34 protein-coding genes are annotated in these 17026 nt (G+C 59.7%); 22 read left to right on the top strand and 12 right to left on the bottom strand.

Annotated elements, in window-relative coordinates:
- Window positions 1-13: 13 nt before the first annotated feature.
- The 8 genes from ACEN98_RS28990 to ACEN98_RS28955 all read right to left on the bottom strand — a co-directional run bounded on the left by ACEN98_RS28990 (window position 14) and on the right by ACEN98_RS28955 (window position 3528).
- Window positions 14-358, bottom strand: coding sequence for a hypothetical protein (locus tag ACEN98_RS28990; protein WP_413388295.1), 345 nt, complete (start codon window positions 356-358; stop codon window positions 14-16).
- Window positions 355-1098 (bottom strand): hypothetical protein, encoded by a 744-nt coding sequence (locus ACEN98_RS28985; protein WP_413388294.1) that lies wholly within the window; start codon window positions 1096-1098, stop codon window positions 355-357. The genes ACEN98_RS28990 and ACEN98_RS28985 overlap by 4 nt, the downstream gene beginning before the upstream one ends.
- Complete coding sequence (locus ACEN98_RS28980) at window positions 1095-1604, bottom strand: hypothetical protein (protein WP_413388293.1); 510 nt, start codon at window positions 1602-1604, stop codon at window positions 1095-1097. Before ACEN98_RS28980 ends, ACEN98_RS28985 begins: the two co-directional genes overlap by 4 nt.
- A gap of 158 nt (window positions 1605-1762) precedes the next feature.
- Window positions 1763-1912, bottom strand: a complete 150-nt coding sequence (locus tag ACEN98_RS28975; protein ID WP_413388292.1) for a hypothetical protein — start codon at window positions 1910-1912, stop codon at window positions 1763-1765.
- The gene (locus ACEN98_RS28970; RefSeq protein WP_413388291.1) at window positions 1909-2355 is read right to left on the bottom strand and encodes a hypothetical protein; all 447 of its coding nucleotides are present in this window, start codon (window positions 2353-2355) and stop codon (window positions 1909-1911) included. Before ACEN98_RS28970 ends, ACEN98_RS28975 begins: the two co-directional genes overlap by 4 nt.
- Window positions 2356-2395: 40 nt before the next feature.
- Window positions 2396-2872 (bottom strand): hypothetical protein, encoded by a 477-nt coding sequence (locus tag ACEN98_RS28965; protein ID WP_413388290.1) that lies wholly within the window; start codon window positions 2870-2872, stop codon window positions 2396-2398.
- Complete coding sequence (locus ACEN98_RS28960; RefSeq protein WP_413388289.1) at window positions 2869-3216, bottom strand: hypothetical protein; 348 nt, start codon at window positions 3214-3216, stop codon at window positions 2869-2871. The genes ACEN98_RS28965 and ACEN98_RS28960 overlap by 4 nt, the downstream gene beginning before the upstream one ends.
- A gap of 114 nt (window positions 3217-3330) precedes the next feature.
- Window positions 3331-3528: a hypothetical protein gene (locus ACEN98_RS28955; RefSeq protein WP_413388288.1), complete on the bottom strand. Its 198-nt coding sequence runs from the start codon at window positions 3526-3528 to the stop codon at window positions 3331-3333.
- Between the two features lie 221 nt (window positions 3529-3749).
- Here ACEN98_RS28955 and ACEN98_RS28950 point away from each other — a divergent pair, with 221 nt between their 5' ends.
- Entirely contained in the window at window positions 3750-4004 is a 255-nt protein-coding gene (locus tag ACEN98_RS28950; RefSeq protein WP_413388287.1) for a hypothetical protein, read from the top strand.
- Here ACEN98_RS28950 and ACEN98_RS28945 read toward each other — a convergent pair.
- The 4 genes from ACEN98_RS28945 to ACEN98_RS28930 form a co-directional block, all read right to left on the bottom strand.
- A complete protein-coding gene (locus ACEN98_RS28945; protein WP_413388286.1) occupies window positions 3994-4353 on the bottom strand; it encodes a hypothetical protein in 360 nt (119 codons plus the stop codon). The genes ACEN98_RS28950 and ACEN98_RS28945 overlap by 11 nt on opposite strands.
- A gap of 32 nt (window positions 4354-4385) precedes the next feature.
- Window positions 4386-4724 (bottom strand): hypothetical protein, encoded by a 339-nt coding sequence (locus tag ACEN98_RS28940; RefSeq protein WP_413388285.1) that lies wholly within the window; start codon window positions 4722-4724, stop codon window positions 4386-4388.
- 47 nt (window positions 4725-4771) lie between these two features.
- Window positions 4772-5149 (bottom strand): hypothetical protein, encoded by a 378-nt coding sequence (locus ACEN98_RS28935; protein WP_413388284.1) that lies wholly within the window; start codon window positions 5147-5149, stop codon window positions 4772-4774.
- Between the two features lie 271 nt (window positions 5150-5420).
- Complete coding sequence (locus ACEN98_RS28930) at window positions 5421-5918, bottom strand: hypothetical protein (RefSeq protein WP_413388283.1); 498 nt, start codon at window positions 5916-5918, stop codon at window positions 5421-5423.
- Between the two features lie 92 nt (window positions 5919-6010).
- Between ACEN98_RS28930 and ACEN98_RS28925 the strand changes: the two genes are divergently transcribed.
- From ACEN98_RS28925 to ACEN98_RS28825, 21 genes are all read left to right on the top strand, one after another.
- Window positions 6011-6271, top strand: a complete 261-nt coding sequence (locus ACEN98_RS28925) for a transcriptional regulator (protein ID WP_413388282.1) — start codon at window positions 6011-6013, stop codon at window positions 6269-6271.
- A 117-nt stretch (window positions 6272-6388) separates the two neighbouring features.
- Window positions 6389-6643: a hypothetical protein gene (locus ACEN98_RS28920; RefSeq protein WP_413387745.1), complete on the top strand. Its 255-nt coding sequence runs from the start codon at window positions 6389-6391 to the stop codon at window positions 6641-6643.
- 72 nt (window positions 6644-6715) lie between these two features.
- On the top strand, window positions 6716-6913 hold the full coding sequence (locus tag ACEN98_RS28915) for a hypothetical protein (RefSeq protein ID WP_413387744.1): 198 nt from the start codon (window positions 6716-6718) through the stop codon (window positions 6911-6913).
- Between the two features lies 1 nt (window position 6914).
- Window positions 6915-7121 carry a hypothetical protein gene (locus ACEN98_RS28910; protein ID WP_413387743.1) on the top strand — a complete coding sequence of 69 codons (207 nt, stop codon included), beginning with the start codon at window positions 6915-6917 and terminating at the stop codon, window positions 7119-7121.
- Window positions 7118-7453, top strand: a complete 336-nt coding sequence (locus tag ACEN98_RS28905) for a hypothetical protein (RefSeq protein ID WP_413387742.1) — start codon at window positions 7118-7120, stop codon at window positions 7451-7453. Before ACEN98_RS28910 ends, ACEN98_RS28905 begins: the two co-directional genes overlap by 4 nt.
- Window positions 7450-7941, top strand: a complete 492-nt coding sequence (locus tag ACEN98_RS28900) for a hypothetical protein (protein ID WP_413387741.1) — start codon at window positions 7450-7452, stop codon at window positions 7939-7941. The genes ACEN98_RS28905 and ACEN98_RS28900 overlap by 4 nt, the downstream gene beginning before the upstream one ends.
- A complete protein-coding gene (locus ACEN98_RS28895; protein ID WP_413387739.1) occupies window positions 7938-8195 on the top strand; it encodes a hypothetical protein in 258 nt (85 codons plus the stop codon). The genes ACEN98_RS28900 and ACEN98_RS28895 overlap by 4 nt, the downstream gene beginning before the upstream one ends.
- A gap of 1 nt (window position 8196) precedes the next feature.
- Window positions 8197-9042, top strand: a complete 846-nt coding sequence (locus tag ACEN98_RS28890) for a hypothetical protein (RefSeq protein ID WP_413387738.1) — start codon at window positions 8197-8199, stop codon at window positions 9040-9042.
- Window positions 9032-9805, top strand: a complete 774-nt coding sequence (locus tag ACEN98_RS28885) for a hypothetical protein (protein ID WP_413387737.1) — start codon at window positions 9032-9034, stop codon at window positions 9803-9805. Before ACEN98_RS28890 ends, ACEN98_RS28885 begins: the two co-directional genes overlap by 11 nt.
- Entirely contained in the window at window positions 9802-10380 is a 579-nt protein-coding gene (locus ACEN98_RS28880) for an endonuclease domain-containing protein (protein ID WP_413387736.1), read from the top strand. Before ACEN98_RS28885 ends, ACEN98_RS28880 begins: the two co-directional genes overlap by 4 nt.
- 2 nt (window positions 10381-10382) lie before the next feature.
- On the top strand, window positions 10383-10589 hold the full coding sequence (locus tag ACEN98_RS28875; RefSeq protein WP_413387735.1) for a hypothetical protein: 207 nt from the start codon (window positions 10383-10385) through the stop codon (window positions 10587-10589).
- Window positions 10590-10715: 126 nt separating this feature from the next.
- Window positions 10716-11018, top strand: coding sequence for a hypothetical protein (locus ACEN98_RS28870; RefSeq protein WP_413387734.1), 303 nt, complete (start codon window positions 10716-10718; stop codon window positions 11016-11018).
- A 50-nt stretch (window positions 11019-11068) separates the two neighbouring features.
- Window positions 11069-11311 (top strand): hypothetical protein, encoded by a 243-nt coding sequence (locus tag ACEN98_RS28865; protein WP_413387733.1) that lies wholly within the window; start codon window positions 11069-11071, stop codon window positions 11309-11311.
- A 1-nt stretch (window position 11312) separates the two neighbouring features.
- Window positions 11313-11891, top strand: coding sequence for a recombination protein NinG (locus ACEN98_RS28860; protein ID WP_413387731.1), 579 nt, complete (start codon window positions 11313-11315; stop codon window positions 11889-11891).
- 109 nt (window positions 11892-12000) lie between these two features.
- A complete protein-coding gene (locus ACEN98_RS28855; RefSeq protein ID WP_413387730.1) occupies window positions 12001-12231 on the top strand; it encodes a hypothetical protein in 231 nt (76 codons plus the stop codon).
- Window positions 12231-12404 carry a hypothetical protein gene (locus tag ACEN98_RS28850; protein WP_413387728.1) on the top strand — a complete coding sequence of 58 codons (174 nt, stop codon included), beginning with the start codon at window positions 12231-12233 and terminating at the stop codon, window positions 12402-12404. The genes ACEN98_RS28855 and ACEN98_RS28850 overlap by 1 nt, the downstream gene beginning before the upstream one ends.
- Before the next feature lie 90 nt (window positions 12405-12494).
- Window positions 12495-12788, top strand: coding sequence for a hypothetical protein (locus ACEN98_RS28845; RefSeq protein ID WP_413387727.1), 294 nt, complete (start codon window positions 12495-12497; stop codon window positions 12786-12788).
- The gene (locus ACEN98_RS28840) at window positions 12785-14014 is read left to right on the top strand and encodes a PBSX family phage terminase large subunit (RefSeq protein ID WP_413387726.1); all 1230 of its coding nucleotides are present in this window, start codon (window positions 12785-12787) and stop codon (window positions 14012-14014) included. Before ACEN98_RS28845 ends, ACEN98_RS28840 begins: the two co-directional genes overlap by 4 nt.
- Window positions 14015-14040: 26 nt before the next feature.
- Window positions 14041-14211, top strand: a complete 171-nt coding sequence (locus tag ACEN98_RS28835) for a hypothetical protein (protein ID WP_413387724.1) — start codon at window positions 14041-14043, stop codon at window positions 14209-14211.
- Complete coding sequence (locus ACEN98_RS28830) at window positions 14208-14522, top strand: hypothetical protein (protein WP_413387723.1); 315 nt, start codon at window positions 14208-14210, stop codon at window positions 14520-14522. Before ACEN98_RS28835 ends, ACEN98_RS28830 begins: the two co-directional genes overlap by 4 nt.
- Window positions 14523-14854: 332 nt before the next feature.
- Window positions 14855-17011, top strand: coding sequence for a portal protein (locus tag ACEN98_RS28825; RefSeq protein WP_413387721.1), 2157 nt, complete (start codon window positions 14855-14857; stop codon window positions 17009-17011).
- Window positions 17012-17026 lie beyond the last annotated feature (15 nt).

Raw genomic sequence — 17026 nt, 5'->3', positions numbered from 1 at the left:
GCTGTCTCTCTCGTTATAGGGTTTTGGCTTCGGCGCGGCGATTGGCTTCGATGGTTCGCCACACTTCGATCTTTGCTTGCGCGGCGACGATCATCCATCGCAACCGCTCCTCTTCTTCGACGGCGGCGCGCAGTCCGTCCAGTAGCTGCGCGTACTCGGGATCGGCGTAGGCGTCGCGTTCCTGGGCGCTGATTGCATTCACGCCGCTCGATTCCGCCGCCCTCATGCACAGGGCCTTCTTGGTCTTGCGGAACTCCTCCAGGTAGACGCGTTCCGACTTTGCTTTGGCATAGGCCGGTGCGTTGTCGCGGATGAAGTTCAGGCAGGCAAAGACGTTAAGTTCGGCGTCCGCGTTCACGCTGCCTCCAGAATCCCGTGCTGCCGGCGAATCTCGGCAACGATGCGATCGAGGTAATGGCGTGCTTGCCGTACCTTGGAGACGATTTTTGCCTCAAGCTCCATGTCACGCTCGTAGCGCACCACGGTCACGCGCAGGGCTTCGTCAATGTGGTCGACGTAGTGCAGATCTTCCTGCTCGTACTTGATCAGTTCGTCGGGCGTGTTGACCATGCAGTACGCCACTTCCCAGCTTGGGACGTTCCACAGGCGCATGTAGCCACGGCACTGCCACTCGTACATCTTGTCGGCGCCGGCCGCAGCGGTAGCCGGGAACGTGGCCAGCGACCATGACGACTTGATGTCGATACCCTTCACGCCCGGGACGATGATGTCGCACTCGCCGGTGATGAAGTCGTCGGTGCGGCGCTCAGTGTTCTTCTTGTAGTCGGTGAAGTGCACTGCGTTGTAAAGCTCGATCGATTCGTCCTCAACGATCAGACCTTTGTCCATGTACTTGCCCGTGACGACTTCATGAAAGCCGTACAGGAACTCTTTCGCCAACCCTTCGATGAACGTCTTTGCGCCGGCGGACAGGCTCTTGTCCTTTAGTGCCTGAAGAATCGCTTTCTCGTCGTCAGTGCGCTTGGTCTTGCGCTGGATCGCCGCGACTTCTTCGGTGACGAACTGCTCGTCGATAGACTGGGCATCGGTCATGATCAGGCCCAGCGACGAGCAGCGGAAACGGAAATTGTTGCTCATGCCAGTTCCTTTTCAAGGTCAGCGACAATCGTTTGTTGATCGTCGGTAAGGTTGAAATTTGCGCGCAGCTTGGCAACCGTGTAGGCGCCGGCGCGAATCTGTTCAATCGCTGCATCCAGGCGCTTCCCGGTAATGGGAGGCTTCTCGCGCACCGGGATGCTCGGACGAATGCGCAGGCACTCGACCAATTCGCCACCCAGCTTTGCCGTGCTGCCATACAGCGTGATCTGCTTCCCGGCCCAGTCCTCGATGTAAGGGCCGTACAGCTTGTGGATCGACTTCGAGTTCGTCGCATTCAAGATCATGGGCTTCTGCCCCTTGAGATACATGATGCTGTGCACTTCCTTCTTCCCGCCCATCATCGTGATCTCTTCCGAGCGCACGCATTCGATGGTCACGATCAGGTCGTTCCCGTTCGGCAGTGCGTAGGCGCCGATATAGCGCGGGTCCACCAACTTCTTCCAGTGGGTGCGGGTTTCTTCGGTTGCTGCTGCTTGGGTGTCCATTTTTAGCCTTTCGCTCGGAGCTAAATGGGGTTGCCGACGGCCGGTCGGCGCGGGTTACTTCTGAATTTCGGTTGCGACGATCTCATCCAGCTGCTGCACTTCCGCCAAGATGAACAGGAAGGCCAGCAGGAACACGAGGGCTGCGGCGGTGTGGCGGATCATGGGAACTGAGCCTCCAGCACGCCGGCCAGCACGATCAGGGCGCCCAGCCCAACGAAGCCGAACCACGGGTTTGCGTCCGTCCACGACATCCAGTCCAGGAACAGGCGGTCCATTACGCTGCGGCGCGCGATGCGGGCGGCGATCATGCGGCACCTCGTGCCGGGACATCGACGTACTTACGGGTTGGCGTGTATGGGAAGACGATCGGCACAAGGCTGTCGCTGCTCGAATAACAGCCGCCATCAGGCTCGCGGAAGATACGGCCATCCAAGTCATAAGCTTGGCCATTGAACCGGTCGGCGGACTTGAACACGTGCGAGCAGCGCTTGTTCTGGAACATTCCGTCACCAACTTCGACCCACTCATCATCGGCGCCGGTAAGTGGTCCGAGCGGTTCAAATGCTGCCAGCTTGGTGAAGGTCTGAAGACAGTAGCTCGCCGAGAAGCCGGAGTGGCCCTGGCCACTGAACACGTCAATCAACTCCAAGATGGAATCGGCCGCCGCCTTGTTGTAAGGCTCATCGGTTCCGTCAAGCTTGTAGCCGGCGGCTTTCAGTTCAGCTTCTGCGTGTTTGCGCAAGTTACTCATTCCTGCTCCTGTTCAGCCGGCGCCGCCGGCGGTTGGTTTATTACTCCTGGCCGTGGCCGAAATAGCCCGACTGGAAAATGTGACCGCACTCAGCGTCATCGCCGTCGCGGTCTTGCAAAGCGCGGTATTGGCCGGTTCGCTTCTCCTGCCGCATTGCCTTGCAAGACTTCGAGCAGTAGAGACCCCAGCCCCGTTTGACGTCGGCAGCTCGTGCCTGAAATGGCTCTTTGCACCATTTGCATTTCTGCTCGACCATGCGCGGCTGAGGTACGCGAGCAGTTCTCGGTTCCGGTGCATGCGTCTGTGCGACCACCGCTGTTGCCTCCCCGGCCGCGATCGTGCGCAGTTCCCACGTAATCGCGTCGATGGCGAGCTGCACGCCGTCGTTCAGGCCCTGCATGTACAGGTCGTGCTGCTGGCGGATGCTGGCCGGGACTTGGGAGTGCGGCGTGCTGCGAGCGGCTTCCAGCGAGCGCTGGAGGGCTTCGAGGCGCCCGGCGACGGTGACCGTATTCACAGCAGCACCCCGATCGTCCGATCCCACGCCATACGCTCGATACGCGCCCACTGCGCCTGCTCTTCGCGCACCTGCTCCATGCGCTCGACCTGCTTGATCGCGAGGTTTTCCGCATCCGACTCGATCACCTTGTCGCGCAGCTGCACGAAGGTCAGTTCGCCGGTCACGAGCTTGTTCAGGTCGTCGTAGGCAAACGCGAGGTAGTCGGTAACGCAGTCGCCAACTTCGCGGATCGCTGACTTGTCGCCAGCTGCGATCAGGGCTTTGGTGTAGGCAGCGTTCTTGGCCGTGCGCTCGGCGATCTTCGCGTCGCGGGCTTCTTCGAGGGACATGCGGGCGTTCATCACAGGCTCCCCAGCGCGGCCAGCACGCAGTAGACGGCGCCGACGGCGCACGCGGCGGTGAGGATGACGACCACGATGTCAGCGGCCGTCACGCGGTTGTGGGTGCGGTCCATGTCAGGCCTCGGCAGCGCAGGCCAACACTTCGACAGCTGCCTCGGCAGCGGTGTAGCCGCCCTGATCCCGTACGCTGAACGCTATCTCTTCTTCTTCGAACGTCAGCGGGCGGCCGAAAAAGCCCTGGACGCGGGCAAGGAAGCGCTCATCAGCGAGCTCTTGGGCAGTGCTGCTCTCGTTGTACAGTCCGAATGCCATCGTGTTCTCCATCTGCCCCGTTGGGCTCAGTGCCCTGAGGCTGTTGCCTGCGGGCCGGTTGCGATGGAGTTCATAATAGCACCGCTATTTTACAAGCGCAATAGCTTTGCTAGTACGTAGTGCTATTTTTTTGATAGGATGTGTCTGCCCGAACACCTCGGGCGCGCCGGCCCGGCGTCAGGGCGTGAAAAAGCCGCGTCTTGCGCGGCAGGGGGAATGAGATGGAAGAGTTGGTACAGGACGCACGGGACAGCGATGACTTGGCGCTGCTGCTGGAAATGCCGAACGGTGATGTGCAGCGCTTCCCAGTCAATACCGATGAAGAAAAGCAGCAGTTGTGTGCTGTACTAGATGAGCTTCCAGAAGAGACGCGACAGAAGCATTGGGATCAAGCGATGGCTGCGCTTGACGCTAACCCCGAAAAGAAGGCCATTCCGATTCCTTTGCCAAATGGGCGTGTGCTGGTCATTTTCTAAGTGCTGTCAAAAATTCTCTCCATACTATTGGCGAGAAGACCAGCCCAACGCTTTTGCCATTCGGAAATTCTGGATAAAGTATTGCGCCGTCATCAGCCGTTGCTTCGGCCTTTAACTTCGTCATGACGGGATCTTCATGTTCTGAGTTCATCCTCGCAGGCGAATGCTGCCCAACATTTTTCCACGACTTCGACAGGGCCCCGATTTGGATCAATAATTCCGCCTGAATCCACATCTTGCGTTGTTTCGATCCAATATCGAAATTAAAATTAAATAAATTGCCCTGACTATCGTATGAAAACGAAAATCCAAGCACATTGTCAGCAAGAACGTAGCTACCCATATCCATGTTTATTCTCCATTCCCCGCCGCGAGCGGGGATTATTTAGCCGGCACTAATTCAGGCGACAACACTGCCGCCTTTCTCCAAAACTCTTCTTCAAGGTGACGAAATGTCTTATGAAAAGCAGCCCCAGCAATCTTCGCAGCGTCTGGCGGCATATCGGGCTGAAAAGGAAATTGAGTTTCTGCGCGAAGCACGCGCAGGGTTTGCGAAAACGCATAGCACAGAAGAGCCCGACTTTGTTCGGGATGCTCGGCAGCGCATCCGTGCCGCGACAGAAGGGATAGTAGAGGTGCTTCGCCAAAATCAGACCAAAATACCTGATAAGCCAAGCCCTCGCCTAGCTTTTCGTAAATGCTCTCGTCGAAGGAATTCAAATAAGCCTCGCAAGTTTCGTTAATGATAATTCCCGCTAGAGCAGGGATTATTTTAAGAACTGCTTAACACATTGATCGCGCGCAGTTAGGGCAAGGTCGTATATCTTTTTATTTTCCGAATTCAGAGTTGAGTATTTATTCTCCTCCTTGGAATGAGTCACTACGGAAATGTATTGCTGAAAGCTCAGTGCAATCGGGGCATTATCAGCCAGGCAGCCACAAAATTTCGTGTGACCGAATGCCTTAAGACATGCCTGCCGCTTCTCTTGGCTTATCTCTTCGCTCATAGCCTTAAGTTTATTCATGGCAGCAACAGCTTTCTCAATGTCCGCCAATTTCTGCCGCTGCTCCAACGGCATATCCTGCTGAGCAGACACGCCATTCGCAATGAACGCGAGCAATATCAATACCATCGGTTTTCTCATCTCATCTCACGATTCTCAGTACCACCATTAAATTAAGATCATCAGGCAATACACACATGTAACTATCGAGCCCCCCCACCGTCGATCACTGGCAAAAACCACTGTATAGGTGTACAGTGTTCTAAACCATGTAACGCTGAGACTGGTCTAGACGGAGGACAACTTGGAACAGCAAAAACAACAACAAACGGACCGCAGGACGACTGTGTTGCGGGTGTTCGATAACATTAGCGAAGATGGACAAGCCAACGCCTTACTTGCATTAGAGGCACTATCGCGAGTCTTTCCGCGCAGGTCGCCCGTCAGTCTGCGACTCATTCCCGGTGGCGGAGGAAAAGTTGGTGGCGATAGCGAGTAAGCCTTGCTGCTGAGCAGGTGAGCATGCCCGGAATACGCTGAGCAACGCCGCTTCCGCGCTCGATACCCATTGCAACTGTGGCTCATCTACATAGGTGGTCAACTGCAAGGCTGGCCTCTCTAGCTCATGCTTCGATGCATCGTCAATTTGAGCGGCCAGTGTTGGACTGAAGTCCAACACCTTAACGTTCAGGCCCTTAGCAAAAGCAACCGCCGCTTTCAAATTTAGTGGCCGATGCGCGTTCAGATACTGCCACACCATGCCTTGGCTGCCGATCCCGTACTTGGCGCCAAACTCCATTTGAGAGATCAGCTTGCCCTCGGCAACAGTCTCTGTCCTGGCGTCGAAGAGGCGACGCAAGCTCCGCGCGTCCTCAATCTGCCAGTCCTCTAAAGGCTTCTTTTCTTTCATCTTTGCAAGCATAACGGTGTTATAAATGCCATCAACGAGCAATGCTACGAATAGCACTTGCGGTCGTTGAATAGCTTTGCTAGTATTGAGGCATGAACCTGCCAACCTATCTCCAGACCCCGGGACTCAACAAAGCGGCTTTCGCGCGTGAGATTGGCGTCTCGAATGCGATGCTGTACCAGTTTGAGAAAGGCATCCGCCCCGTGCCACCCAAGTACTGCCCAGCTATTGAGCGAGCGTCAGACGGCAAAGTGACACGGCAAGAACTTCGTCCAAAGGACTGGCGCCAGACTTGGCCCGACCTGGCCGCTCAGCACCCTCCCGCGCCGCACCCTGAATCCCAGCCGCAGTAACCCCTGCGGTTTTTCTGCGCTCAAAAAGTTGCCCGCAGGAAGAAGCCATTTAGCAACAGCAGTACCCGCCGGCCGCAAGGCTGACCAACGTAACCCGCAACACCAAGGAGAAACACCATGTTTTACAACCCTGAAGCCCGCATCGACACGATTGAGGTCTGCGTGAACGAGGCCGAAAAGAACGCCGCGAAGGCGCTCTGCAAGGCGCTCGGAATCGGAGTCTCGACGTGGTACCGGAACCTCGGCAATGCCGAATTGCAACGCCATGGTATGCCCCCGGGCAAGCCGAAAGAATCCGGAGGTTGTCGGGGTATGGGGCGCCCGGCCAGTCGTGCGGGTGGCGCAAAGGGTGGCGTACGGAGAAATCTTTAATGGCTTCCGTCTGCGCCACGAAGAGGCAAAAAAATAGCCCGGAGGGAGACCGGGCCTGAAAAGGATAAACGAATGGACACATTATCACCTGAAAACAAGGCAGCAACCAAGGTAATCGCGAAAGCGTGCACCTGGGCGGATCGTCGCAAGGCCATGCAGGCTGCGCCGGCGGACAAGGTGGCACGTGCAGCTGGCCGGTACAAGGTCAGCATCAACGAGTTGACCGAAGCGGTCGAGCACTACCGCAAGGCCGGCGAGAAGGGGCGCTGACATGGATGAATCAATCCAACCTGTCACCCCCTCGGTCATGCGCGAGCGCGGAGCTGATGCGTACGATCGTGGCCTGACCATCGACGACCACAACATGAACCCGAGCGCCCTGGCCATTGCCGACTGGCGCGAGGGCTGGCTGCAGCGCCGCGCGCAGGTCTGCGCCGAACAGATGCTGATCGCTGCTCTTGGGATGACGCCGCCATGACAGCGCGCCGCTTCCCTGTCACCGATATCCAGCGGGCAGTGCAAGACTGCCTGTCTACCGCTCCGCGCGTCGTCGACGAACTGGAGCGTCTTACCGGCTACCCGTCCTCTTCCATCCGTGTCTGTCTCGCGCGCCTGGAAGAGGAACAGTTGGTCCACCGCGAGCGCATCGGCATCAAGCGCGCTGCCGGCTACTACTACCTCTGGCATTCCGGCCCCGCGCCGAAGACTGACGCCACCGCTGCACAACAACCCATCACCAAGCACGAGCCGAACAACCGTCGCGATTACCTCGTCGCGGCCCTGTTCGGCCAAGCAGGGGAATCCAAATGAGTCGCTCGAAGAACCCCCGTAAGCAATATCGTCCGCGCCCGGTCTCGCACCATGGTGGCCTCGTCGCCATCGCCATGTGCCACGCACGCGGCGAGAACGCATCCACCCTCAAGCCGGATCAGGTCACGGACCTCGGCGTCGCCTACTGGCTCTCGTTCGAGAACCTGCGTGCTGGTGACGCCAACGAGGAATCGTGGTCATGCGTCGCCTGCGCGCTGAACGTCGGCCTCGTCCTGTGCGAGAAAGGTATCGGCGCCGAATACGAGCAGCAGTTGGTCGCCGCCCTCGACGGTGCTTTCCGCGCCAAGATCCGAAGCGCCAAGTCCGGCAACTTCCGCCTCGATGGCCAGGCGCTGCGCGAGATCGAAACCGCCCTGCAGATCCACGACCAGCAGATGGTGATCGCCAAGAGCTGGGAAGTCACCGCGGCGATGAACACGATCTACAAGCGCCTCGCTGAGGGCAACGTGTATCAGGAGGCTGCATGAACGGTCTGATCAGCGTCCAGAAGTGGCTCGGCCGTCGTGGCGATCCGCTGACTGTCGAGAGCATCCAATTCACCACCCGCGCCGGCAAAACGTGCCGTGGCTGCCTCTTTGACGGCCAGCCCCTGTCCGCATGCAACCGTGCCGTAGAAATCGCCCTGCGGGCCGATATGCCCCACTGCGAAGACGACGGCGTCGTGTACGTGGCAAAGGAAATCGACCCGCGCCAGGCAAACCTGTTGGACAAGGAGCACTGACGTGGCCCGTATCCGTTCTATCAAACCTGAGTTCCCGCAGTCGGAGAGTATGGGAAACGTATCGAGGGATGCGCGCCTGACCTTCATCCAGCTTTGGACAATTGCCGACGATGAGGGGAGGCTTCGCGGAAATTCGCGAATGCTCGCGAGCCTTCTTTTTCCCTACGACGACGACGCACCGGCACTGATCGATGGCTGGCTGAAGGAGCTCGAAGACGAAGGGTGCATCGTCCGCTACAAGTCGGGCACGCAGAGCTACGTGCAGCTCTGTAACTGGTTGATTCACCAGAAGATCGACAAGCCTTCCAAGTCGAAAATCCCACCATTCGACGAATCCTCGCGAATCGTCGCGAAGCCTCTCGAAGTGTCGTCGGAGGAAGGGATCAAGGATCAAGGAGAGGAAGGGAAAGAACCGGAGGAACAAACCCATGTCGAGCGTCGCGTTGCGTCGCCCGACCGCGATGTCGTCGGTGAGGTGTTCGCCTACTGGCAAAAAACGATGAACTCGCCTGGCTCCAAGCTGGACGACAAGCGCCGCAAGGCGATCGTCAACGCCCTGAAGCTCTACGAGCCTCGTCAGGTCTGCGAAGCGATCCTGGGCTGTTCTCGCAGCATCTGGCACATGGGGCAGAACGACCGCCACCGGAAGTTCAACGGGCTCGACTTGATCCTGCGCGACGCCGAGCACATCGACATGTTCATCGAACTGGCCAGCAAGCGGACCACTGGGCCGGAGAGCATCGAGGACCGTAACGCCCGCATCCTTGCCGAGCTGATGGCCAAGGACGTGCACACAGACCCCGACGTGATCGACGTCGAAATGCCGGAGGTGGACCATGCGTCCTGAAGACCTGCCCCAGTTCGCCAAGCTGCTGGCCGACGTGCTGGCCGGGTACGGCAAGCCGCTGCCCGAGAAGGCCGAAATCGGCACCTGGTTCAAGCAGCTTTCGCCGTTCGAACCAGCCGTTGTCCGCAAAGCGTTCGAAGCCTACCGCATGGACCGCCCGGACTTCGCGCCTGTGCCGAACGGGATCGTCGCCCGCTGCAAGCTGCTGGACGGCCGCCCGGACGAAAACGAAGCGTGGGCCGTGGCAATCACCAGCCAGGACGAGCACGAAACCGTCGTTTGGACGAGCGAGATGGCCGAGGCGTTCAATCTGGCCCGCCCGCTGCTGGCCACCGGTGACGAGATCGGCGCGCGCATGGCGTTCAAGGATGCCTACAAGCGCCTCGTCGACGATGCCCGCGCGGCCAACAAGCCGGCGCAGTGGTCCGTGTCGGCCGGGTGGGACGCTTCGCGCCGTGCGATCGCCGTCAAGAAGGCAATCGTCGCCGGCCTGCTCGCAGGGCCGCAGCCACATCTGGCCCTGCCGAACGAATCTGGCCTGCCCGCTGAAAAGCCCGAGGGACTGAAAAAGCTCCATGAAGCCCTCGCGCAGATGGAAGACAAGAACCGGCAAGCGGCCGAGCAGTACGAAGCCCAATTGGCTGAAGAAGAGAAGGCCGAGCGTGCGCGCCGCGAAGCGCTTGACCAGAAGGTGCGCGACTACCTGGCCGCACATCCCGAGGCTCGTTACGGCCAACTGTTGAACACGCAGGAGAAAGCATGAAAAACGAATCCCTGGGCCAGCGTTTCGCGCGCATCCGTGAGCACTACAAGACCGAACTGCCGCGCATGATGGCCGTCTACGAGGAAACCGGACGCTGTCACTTCGACCCATATCGTCTGGACTTCACCACCGATATGACACCCATCGAGTATTCGGTCTGGTGCGACATTCGCGGCACCTGTCTGCCCTTCTACCCGCAGATCCCGGCGCTGCAGTACTTCCTGGACTTTGCTGACCCGTTTAAGAAGATCGCGATCGAGTGCGACGGGGCTCAGTGGCACGACGCGGAAAAGGATGCGAAGCGTGATGCCCGCCTGAAGGAAATCGGCTGGACGATCTACCGCATTCCCGGCCGCGTATGCAAGCGCCTCGTGACACCGCCGCTGGATCTACTGCACGAGAAGTGCGAGCGGGACTATTCGATGGAAGAGGCGCTTCGCATCGTCGGCCCGCACGCGCGCGACTGGTATGCCAACACGTCTGAAGGGATCGTCAAGGCTATCGGCGTAATCCACTACGGCCAGTCATGTCCGTTCGTCGACGCCGGCATGTTCGTGCGGCCGATCGCGAGCTAACCATGAACCGCCCTCCCACCCCCTGCCCCCTGTGCCAGCGCTTCACCGTCACCGGCCGCAACGCACCTCAAGGCCACGGCTACTGCGACGGCTTCGAGAAGTTCAGGCGACACGACGACACCAACGAGGCATGCCCTCTGTTCAACCGGGCGAAGGACGAGGCGAGCAGGAAGCGGTGGGCGGAACAACAAAAGGAGACGACGACATGACAAAACAGCAAGCCTACGAACGCATCGCCGCCCTGCACTTCTCCATGCTCATGCCCCGGCTGGGCGTGGGGATGAGGGCATAGAGACCATTTCGCGCGAGAGCGCAGATAACCACAAGGAGAACACATGAAGTCCAAATCCAAAGCCCAGCAACGCCAATATCCCCGCGATGTGTGGGTGCTGTCGCCGGCCTACATCGTGAAGCAAGTCACGGTCGTGAGGAAATGTGGCTGGTCCACGATCACGGATTACGGCGATGTCACGGAGGCGGGAAAGATCTACCGCCCCGAAGCGATGCATGCCAGCAAGGAGGACGCAATCGCATGGGGTCGCGCTCAGATCGCGGCGCGTGGTGAGTACTTGGCAAAGCAGCATGCCCTGCTCGACGTCCGCCGCATCAAGCTCGACAAGGCTGAGGCGAAAGCTTAACCACCCCGCCCGGCCGCCGGGCGGCACAACAACGATAGGGAGAACCTGAGATGAACAAGATACGCGACCTGATGAACAAGACTTCGTGGGGCTGGATCGTCGCCCTAGGCATGGTGCCGATGATGATCGGCGGCTGTGGCATGCGTGATGACACCGACCCGCCGAACGGAATCAGCGGCGTCGATCCGATCACGGACAACGCCACGGGCTGCCAGTACCTGTACCGTCGTCATGCGATGGTCCCGCGCATCGCCGCTGACGGTAAGACGCACATGGGCTGCAAGGGAGCGTGACATGCTGAGATCCGCCCTTAACCGCTCCGGCACCATTTCCCCCAAGCGCATGCGCAAATGCGCCGTGAAGGGCTGCGCCAACCGCTTCCAGCCCCGGAACATGGGTCACAAGGTCTGCGGCCCGGAATGCGCCGCCATCCACGCAGCGGCCGAACGCCAGCGCCTGGACGCGAAGCAGACCCGCGACCGCAAGCAGGCCATGAAGACGCGTAGCGACCATCTCAAGTCCGCGCAGGCCGCATTCAACAAATTCATTCGGGAACGGGACGCGCATCTGCCGTGCATCAGCTGCGGCCGATTCCATACGGGCGCCTATGACGCGGGGCATTACCGCTCGGTCGGTGCACAGCCAGCGCTGCGTTTCCACGAAGACAATTGTCACAAGCAATGCGTCCCCTGCAATCAGCACAAGAGCGGCAACGTGGTCGAGTACCGCCTCGGCTTGATCGCTCGCATCGGCGCCGAGCGCGTCGCGTTTCTCGAGCAAGAGCACGCGCCGGCCAAGTACACCATAGAGGACTCCAAGGCAATCAAGGCGCATTACGCAGCCAAGCTGCGCGCACTGAAGGAGCAAGCATGAAACCAATCGTAATCGGCATCCTCTGGCTCGCCGCCTCCGTGCTCGTCGGCTGGCTCGCCGGCAGCTTCATCCGCGTAGGGATGGTCGATCTGCAACGGGAGGACGTAGCGTGAACCTTCCGGCAGACTTCGTGAATGAAGGCCTCGAATTAGCCGCCGCCCTGTCGGTGCTCGGCGTTCCAGTTGAAACTCTCTCGCGTGATGAACTGCTAGCTGTCGCTGCACATGGCTGGGCCTCCTATCATCGTTCGATCGACGATGGGCGCCGTAGTCTTGAACTTATGGGCAGCTTGTTGCGTATCCGCTCAGACATGACCAACATGCAACGGGAGGACGCGTAATGGCCAAGAGCACCTTCACCAAGACGCCGGCCGAGGTCTACGCGCGCATCCAGGCCGACCCGATGCGTTATGGCAAGCGCAAGGAGAAATACCGCGTCGAGTGGCATCGCCGCAAAGGCCAGCCCGTTCCGCCGCGCCCTGTTGCCAACCCGTTCGCCGCGCTCGGACTATGACCGACGACGGCAAGCTCATGAAACTTCCTACGCGCGTTGACTGGCGGCAAAATTGAGACACATTCCACACCTTTTGTCAGATTCATACACATGAGCGATCCAGTTAAAAAAACGGGAAAAAACCTGCCTCCCGGCCCGGGTCGCCCAAAAGGTATGCCCAATAAGACAACGCGTACCGCCAAGGAGGCGATCGCGCTCGCCGCTGAGAAGCTGGGCGGCGCTGATCGTCTCGTCGCATGGGCGCAGGAAGAACCGCAGAACGAGCGCGTGTTTTGGGGCACGATCTATCCGAAGCTACTGCCGTTGCAGGTGACCGGCGAGGACGGTGGCCCGGTCCAGATCGCCGAGATTCGCCGTGTGGTTGTCGACGTCCCCAAGAAATGACCGTTCTCGACATACAGACCCCGCGCATCTACCTGCCATTCCTTGAGCCGGCGCGATACAAGGGCGCGCACGGTGGCCGAGGTTCGGGCAAGTCCCACTTCTTCGGCGAGATGCTGATTGAGCGGTCGCTGATGACCAAGACGGATGCTGTCTGCGTGCGTGAGGTCCAGAAGTCGCTCGCGCAATCGGTCAAGAAGCTCTTGGAAGGCAAGATCGAATCGCTGAATGCCGGCGCCTACTTCGAGGTGCAGGACGCAAAGATCAAGTCGCGCAACGGTGGGCAGATCATCTTCCAGGGCATGCAGAATCACACGGCCGACTCGATCAAGTCGCTGGAAGGGTTCGACGTCGCATGGGTAGAAGAGGCTCAGTCGCTCAGTCAGCGCTCACTCGACCTGCTGCGCCCTACGATCCGTAAGCCCGGCTCGGAAATCTGGTTCACGTGGAACCCGCGCGAGGCAACTGATCCTGTCGACGCCCTGCTTCGCTGCGCGAACCCGCCGCCGAACTCGACCGTCGTTGAGGTCAACTACACCGAGAATCCGTGGTTCCCCGACGTGCTGCGCGACGAGATGGAGTACGACAAGCGGCGCGACCCGGACAAGTACGCGCACGTGTGGCTTGGCAAGTACGAGCAGAACAGCGAGGCCCGCGTATTCAAGAACTGGAGCATCGAGGAATTCGACGTCGATCCGACCGCCGTGCTGCGCCAAGGCGCCGACTGGGGGTTCTCTGTCGACCCGACCGTGCTGATTCAGTGCTACATCATCGGCCGAAAGCTGTACGTGCCATACGAGGCATATCGCGTCGGCTGCGAGATCGTCGATACGCCGGAACTGTTTATGACCGTTCCCGACAGCGAGAAGTGGCCACTAACTGCGGACAGCGCGCGCCCGGAGACGATCAGCCACATGCGCAAGAACGGCTTCCCGAAGATCATGCCGGCCGTGAAAGGCCCGGGCAGCCTCGAAGACGGCATCGAGTGGCTGAAGTCGTTCGATATCGTTGTGCACCCTCGCTGCCAGCACCTGATCGACGAGCTGACGCTGTACAAGTACGAGACGGATAAGCTGACCGGCCTCGTTCTGCCGAAGCTGGCCGACAAAGACAACCACGTGATCGACGCGCTGCGCTACGCGTGCGAGGGAGCACGCCGAGCACAGGCGCTGAAGAAGCCGCAAGCATCCACGCCCATCCCAGTAGCCTCGCCGTTCAGGCGCCGGTAGAATGGCTGGATTACAACGGAGGGATGATGGGATTTCTGATGATCTGGCCGCTCTTGGTGGTCGCGATGGCTTTGCTATACCGCTGGCATGTGCTGCGGCAGGTAGAGCTGCGAAATGAACGCATTACGCGCGCTTACGTGGAGGCCGTTGAGCGGAGCATGGAGTTCCAGCGCGAATTGTTCGAGGCCGCACGATGAACGACGAGAATCCATTCCGCAAGGGTGAGTGGCGAGACGGCAACTTCTACCCATACAAGAGTCAGGCCGACATGGGCTCGACCGAGGCAGAGCAGGCCGCACGCCAGCGACAGGTCACCTCACGGCAACTGGGCGTCGATGAGATGGCCATGAAGAGCGAGCGTCAGTTGCGTGAGATGCTGGAAAACTTGCAACAAGAATACCAAATGCTTGCCGCACCAATAATCAAGGCGCTAGTCGACATTGAGGCGATGAAGCCGCCTCCGCCTATCATCATCGAGGCCGCAGCCAAGACCGGGAAGGCCATGTAATCCATTGCTTGTAAACGCGGCGCAATCACTGCATACTGTTGACTGCACGCTGGCGAGGCCGCCAACTGCTCGGATTGCCACCCCGAGCTACCCGACCGTCAATCGGGAGCCTGATGTAAGTTCAGGCGCCACACGCATGCTGATTGTCACCACGGAATTACGTGGGTTTGCGGGTCAAACCGCAGTCGGCAGTCGTGTGGCGATGTAGTCGGTCGCAGGTGTATGCCACGGCCGGTGAGTTGAAAAACACTCCGCCAATCCTTTCAGTTCTATTTCTCCTCCGCAATCCATAGCTGTAGACTATCGGAAATTCATTCCGAGAGGCATCAGCTATGAGCCGACCCAGCAACGCCGAGCGCCTGAGCGCGAAGCACGACTTCTTCCTGCGCGACTTCGACGCCATACAGTGTGCGACGCGGGACACGCGCATCCAATGCCTGAGCGACCGCCGCTTCTACTCGATTCCGGGCGCACAGTGGGAAGGCCCGGTTGGTGATCAGTTTGCCAACAAGCCGCGCTTCGAGTTCAACAAGACTCACCTTGCTGTGTTGCGGATTATCAACGAGTACCGCAACAACCGGATCACGGTGGACTTCGTGCCGAAGGACGGTTCGCAGGCTGATGAACTGGCCGACACGTGCGACGGGCTGTTCCGCGCCGACGAGCAGGACTCGGGCGCGCAGGAAGCCTATGACAACTGTTTCGAGGAAGGAACGAGCGGCGGCATGGGTGCGATCCGGCTGCGCGCGCGGTATGAGGACGAGCTTGACGACGACGACGACCGCCAGCGCATCGCTATCGAGCCGATCTACGAGGCGGACTCGTGTGTGTTCTTCAGCCTGGACGGCAAGCGGTACGACAAAGCCGACGCGCGCCGCTGCTACGTGCTGTCGTCGATGACGCGGGACGACTACGAGAACGAGTATGACGAATCGCCAACGAGCATGCCGCAGTTCATCACGCGCAACATGTTCGACTGGGTGACGCCCGACGTCGTGTGGATCGCTGAGGTCTACGAGGTCGAGGAGAAATCGGAGCTCGTGCACTTCTTCCGTGGGCTGGCACTCGGTGACGACGAGCCTGACGAGATGGAGGTCACGCAAAAGGAGCTTGACGACGAACCGAACAAGCGCGCCGAATTGGAGGCACGCGGTTTCCGCTGGATGCGCGAGAAGCGCCGCAAGGTGCGCAAGGTCCACAAGTACATCATGAACGGCGCGCGGATCCTGTCGGACGAGGGCTACATCGCCGGCACGTGCATTCCTGTCGTTCCGTTCTACGGCAAGCGCTGGTTCGTCGATGGCATCGAGCGTTGCCAGGGTCATGTGCGCCTGGCTCGCGACGCTCAGGTGCTGGACAACATGATCAAGTCGTGGCTTGCCGAGATGGCGAGCCGGTTCGACATCGAGAAGCCGATTCTCACGCCCGAGCAGATCAACGGCCACGCGGAAATGTGGGCACAGGACGCAATCGAGAAGTATCCCTACCTGCTGATCAACCCCATCGTGGACACGGTGAGCGGCCAGCAGATCATCGCACCGATCGGCTACACCAAGGCGCCGAACATGCCGCCGGCAATGGCCGCCCTCGCCCAGCTGGCCGCGCAGGCGCTCGAAGACATGCTCGGCAACCAGCAGGCCGGCGAGCAGTTGCAGCCGAACCAGTCGGGCAAAGCCGTCGAGCTCATCCAGCAGCGCCTGGATATGCAAGTGTTCATCTACCTCGACAACTTCAAGAAGTCGGTCAAGCGCATGGGCGAGATCTGGCAATCGATGGCATCCGAACTGCTGCACGAGCCAGGCCGCAAGATGAAGACCATCGACCACGGCGACCAGACCGGCACGGTCGAGCTGATGAAGCCGATGATCAACAAGGAGACGGGCGAGCGCTACCTCGCCAACGATCTCAGCAAGGCCAAGTTCGATGTGGTTCCGGACGTCGGCCCGTCGTCGGTGAGCCGCAAGGCTGCACTCGTGCGCGAGTTGACCGGCATCCTCGGCATGACGCAAGACCCCGAGACGATGACCATCGTGACGTCGATGATCCTGATGAACCTCGAAGGCGAAGGGATGAGCGACATCCGCACGTATTACCGTCGCAAGCTGGTCAAGATGGGCGTCATCGCGCCGACCGACGACGAGAAGCAGGAACTGATGGCCGAGCAGCAGCAAGCCGCCAGCGCGCCGCCGGACCCGCAAAGCCAGTTCCTGTTGGCGTCCGCGCAGAAGGCCGCAGCCGATGCGCAGACCTCGCAGGCCAAGACCGCGCTCACCGAAGCACAGACCGAGAAGGCGCGCGCCGACGCAATCGCGGTTCTCGCCGGCATCGGTCAGGATCAGGCAGCGCACGCGTTGTCGATCGTGCAGCACGTGGACGGCCAGCAGATGGCGCAGGCTCAGCTTGCCCATCAGGTCCAGCAAGCGGCGCAGCAGGCCGCCCAGCAGGCGGCACAGCAGAGCGAAACGCCAGATGCGCAACAACCTTCCTGAATCCTTTGATCTTCG

Source organism: Massilia sp. CT11-137 (assembly GCF_047302885.1).
In the GTDB taxonomy this organism is placed as follows: domain Bacteria; phylum Pseudomonadota; class Gammaproteobacteria; order Burkholderiales; family Burkholderiaceae_D; genus Telluria; species Telluria orientalis.
This window is presented reverse-complemented; position numbering and strand designations above follow the sequence as displayed.

Excerpts from the sequence above, each read along its gene's own strand:
- ACEN98_RS28865 (WP_413387733.1), top strand. The coding sequence starts at position 11,069 with ATGAACAAGATACGCGACCTGATGAACAAGACTTCGTGGGGCTGGATC.
- ACEN98_RS28910 (WP_413387743.1), top strand. The coding sequence starts at position 6,915 with ATGGATGAATCAATCCAACCTGTCACCCCCTCGGTCATGCGCGAGCGC.
- ACEN98_RS28830 (WP_413387723.1), top strand. The coding sequence starts at position 14,208 with ATGAACGACGAGAATCCATTCCGCAAGGGTGAGTGGCGAGACGGCAAC.
- ACEN98_RS28930 (WP_413388283.1), bottom strand. The coding sequence starts at position 5,918 with ATGAAAGAAAAGAAGCCTTTAGAGGACTGGCAGATTGAGGACGCGCGG.
- ACEN98_RS28960 (WP_413388289.1), bottom strand. The coding sequence starts at position 3,216 with ATGAACGCCCGCATGTCCCTCGAAGAAGCCCGCGACGCGAAGATCGCC.
- ACEN98_RS28895 (WP_413387739.1), top strand. The coding sequence starts at position 7,938 with ATGAACGGTCTGATCAGCGTCCAGAAGTGGCTCGGCCGTCGTGGCGAT.
- ACEN98_RS28835 (WP_413387724.1), top strand. The coding sequence starts at position 14,041 with ATGGGATTTCTGATGATCTGGCCGCTCTTGGTGGTCGCGATGGCTTTG.
- ACEN98_RS28885 (WP_413387737.1), top strand. The coding sequence starts at position 9,032 with ATGCGTCCTGAAGACCTGCCCCAGTTCGCCAAGCTGCTGGCCGACGTG.
- ACEN98_RS28825 (WP_413387721.1), top strand. The coding sequence starts at position 14,855 with ATGAGCCGACCCAGCAACGCCGAGCGCCTGAGCGCGAAGCACGACTTC.
- ACEN98_RS28900 (WP_413387741.1), top strand. The coding sequence starts at position 7,450 with ATGAGTCGCTCGAAGAACCCCCGTAAGCAATATCGTCCGCGCCCGGTC.
- ACEN98_RS28920 (WP_413387745.1), top strand. The coding sequence starts at position 6,389 with ATGTTTTACAACCCTGAAGCCCGCATCGACACGATTGAGGTCTGCGTG.
- ACEN98_RS28945 (WP_413388286.1), bottom strand. The coding sequence starts at position 4,353 with ATGGATATGGGTAGCTACGTTCTTGCTGACAATGTGCTTGGATTTTCG.
- ACEN98_RS28860 (WP_413387731.1), top strand. The coding sequence starts at position 11,313 with ATGCTGAGATCCGCCCTTAACCGCTCCGGCACCATTTCCCCCAAGCGC.
- ACEN98_RS28840 (WP_413387726.1), top strand. The coding sequence starts at position 12,785 with ATGACCGTTCTCGACATACAGACCCCGCGCATCTACCTGCCATTCCTT.
- ACEN98_RS28975 (WP_413388292.1), bottom strand. The coding sequence starts at position 1,912 with ATGATCGCCGCCCGCATCGCGCGCCGCAGCGTAATGGACCGCCTGTTC.
- ACEN98_RS28870 (WP_413387734.1), top strand. The coding sequence starts at position 10,716 with ATGAAGTCCAAATCCAAAGCCCAGCAACGCCAATATCCCCGCGATGTG.
- ACEN98_RS28845 (WP_413387727.1), top strand. The coding sequence starts at position 12,495 with ATGAGCGATCCAGTTAAAAAAACGGGAAAAAACCTGCCTCCCGGCCCG.
- ACEN98_RS28970 (WP_413388291.1), bottom strand. The coding sequence starts at position 2,355 with ATGAGTAACTTGCGCAAACACGCAGAAGCTGAACTGAAAGCCGCCGGC.
- ACEN98_RS28980 (WP_413388293.1), bottom strand. The coding sequence starts at position 1,604 with ATGGACACCCAAGCAGCAGCAACCGAAGAAACCCGCACCCACTGGAAG.
- ACEN98_RS28950 (WP_413388287.1), top strand. The coding sequence starts at position 3,750 with ATGGAAGAGTTGGTACAGGACGCACGGGACAGCGATGACTTGGCGCTG.
- ACEN98_RS28925 (WP_413388282.1), top strand. The coding sequence starts at position 6,011 with ATGAACCTGCCAACCTATCTCCAGACCCCGGGACTCAACAAAGCGGCT.
- ACEN98_RS28985 (WP_413388294.1), bottom strand. The coding sequence starts at position 1,098 with ATGAGCAACAATTTCCGTTTCCGCTGCTCGTCGCTGGGCCTGATCATG.
- ACEN98_RS28905 (WP_413387742.1), top strand. The coding sequence starts at position 7,118 with ATGACAGCGCGCCGCTTCCCTGTCACCGATATCCAGCGGGCAGTGCAA.
- ACEN98_RS28875 (WP_413387735.1), top strand. The coding sequence starts at position 10,383 with ATGAACCGCCCTCCCACCCCCTGCCCCCTGTGCCAGCGCTTCACCGTC.
- ACEN98_RS28915 (WP_413387744.1), top strand. The coding sequence starts at position 6,716 with ATGGACACATTATCACCTGAAAACAAGGCAGCAACCAAGGTAATCGCG.
- ACEN98_RS28880 (WP_413387736.1), top strand. The coding sequence starts at position 9,802 with ATGAAAAACGAATCCCTGGGCCAGCGTTTCGCGCGCATCCGTGAGCAC.
- ACEN98_RS28850 (WP_413387728.1), top strand. The coding sequence starts at position 12,231 with ATGGCCAAGAGCACCTTCACCAAGACGCCGGCCGAGGTCTACGCGCGC.
- ACEN98_RS28935 (WP_413388284.1), bottom strand. The coding sequence starts at position 5,149 with ATGAGAAAACCGATGGTATTGATATTGCTCGCGTTCATTGCGAATGGC.
- ACEN98_RS28955 (WP_413388288.1), bottom strand. The coding sequence starts at position 3,528 with ATGGCATTCGGACTGTACAACGAGAGCAGCACTGCCCAAGAGCTCGCT.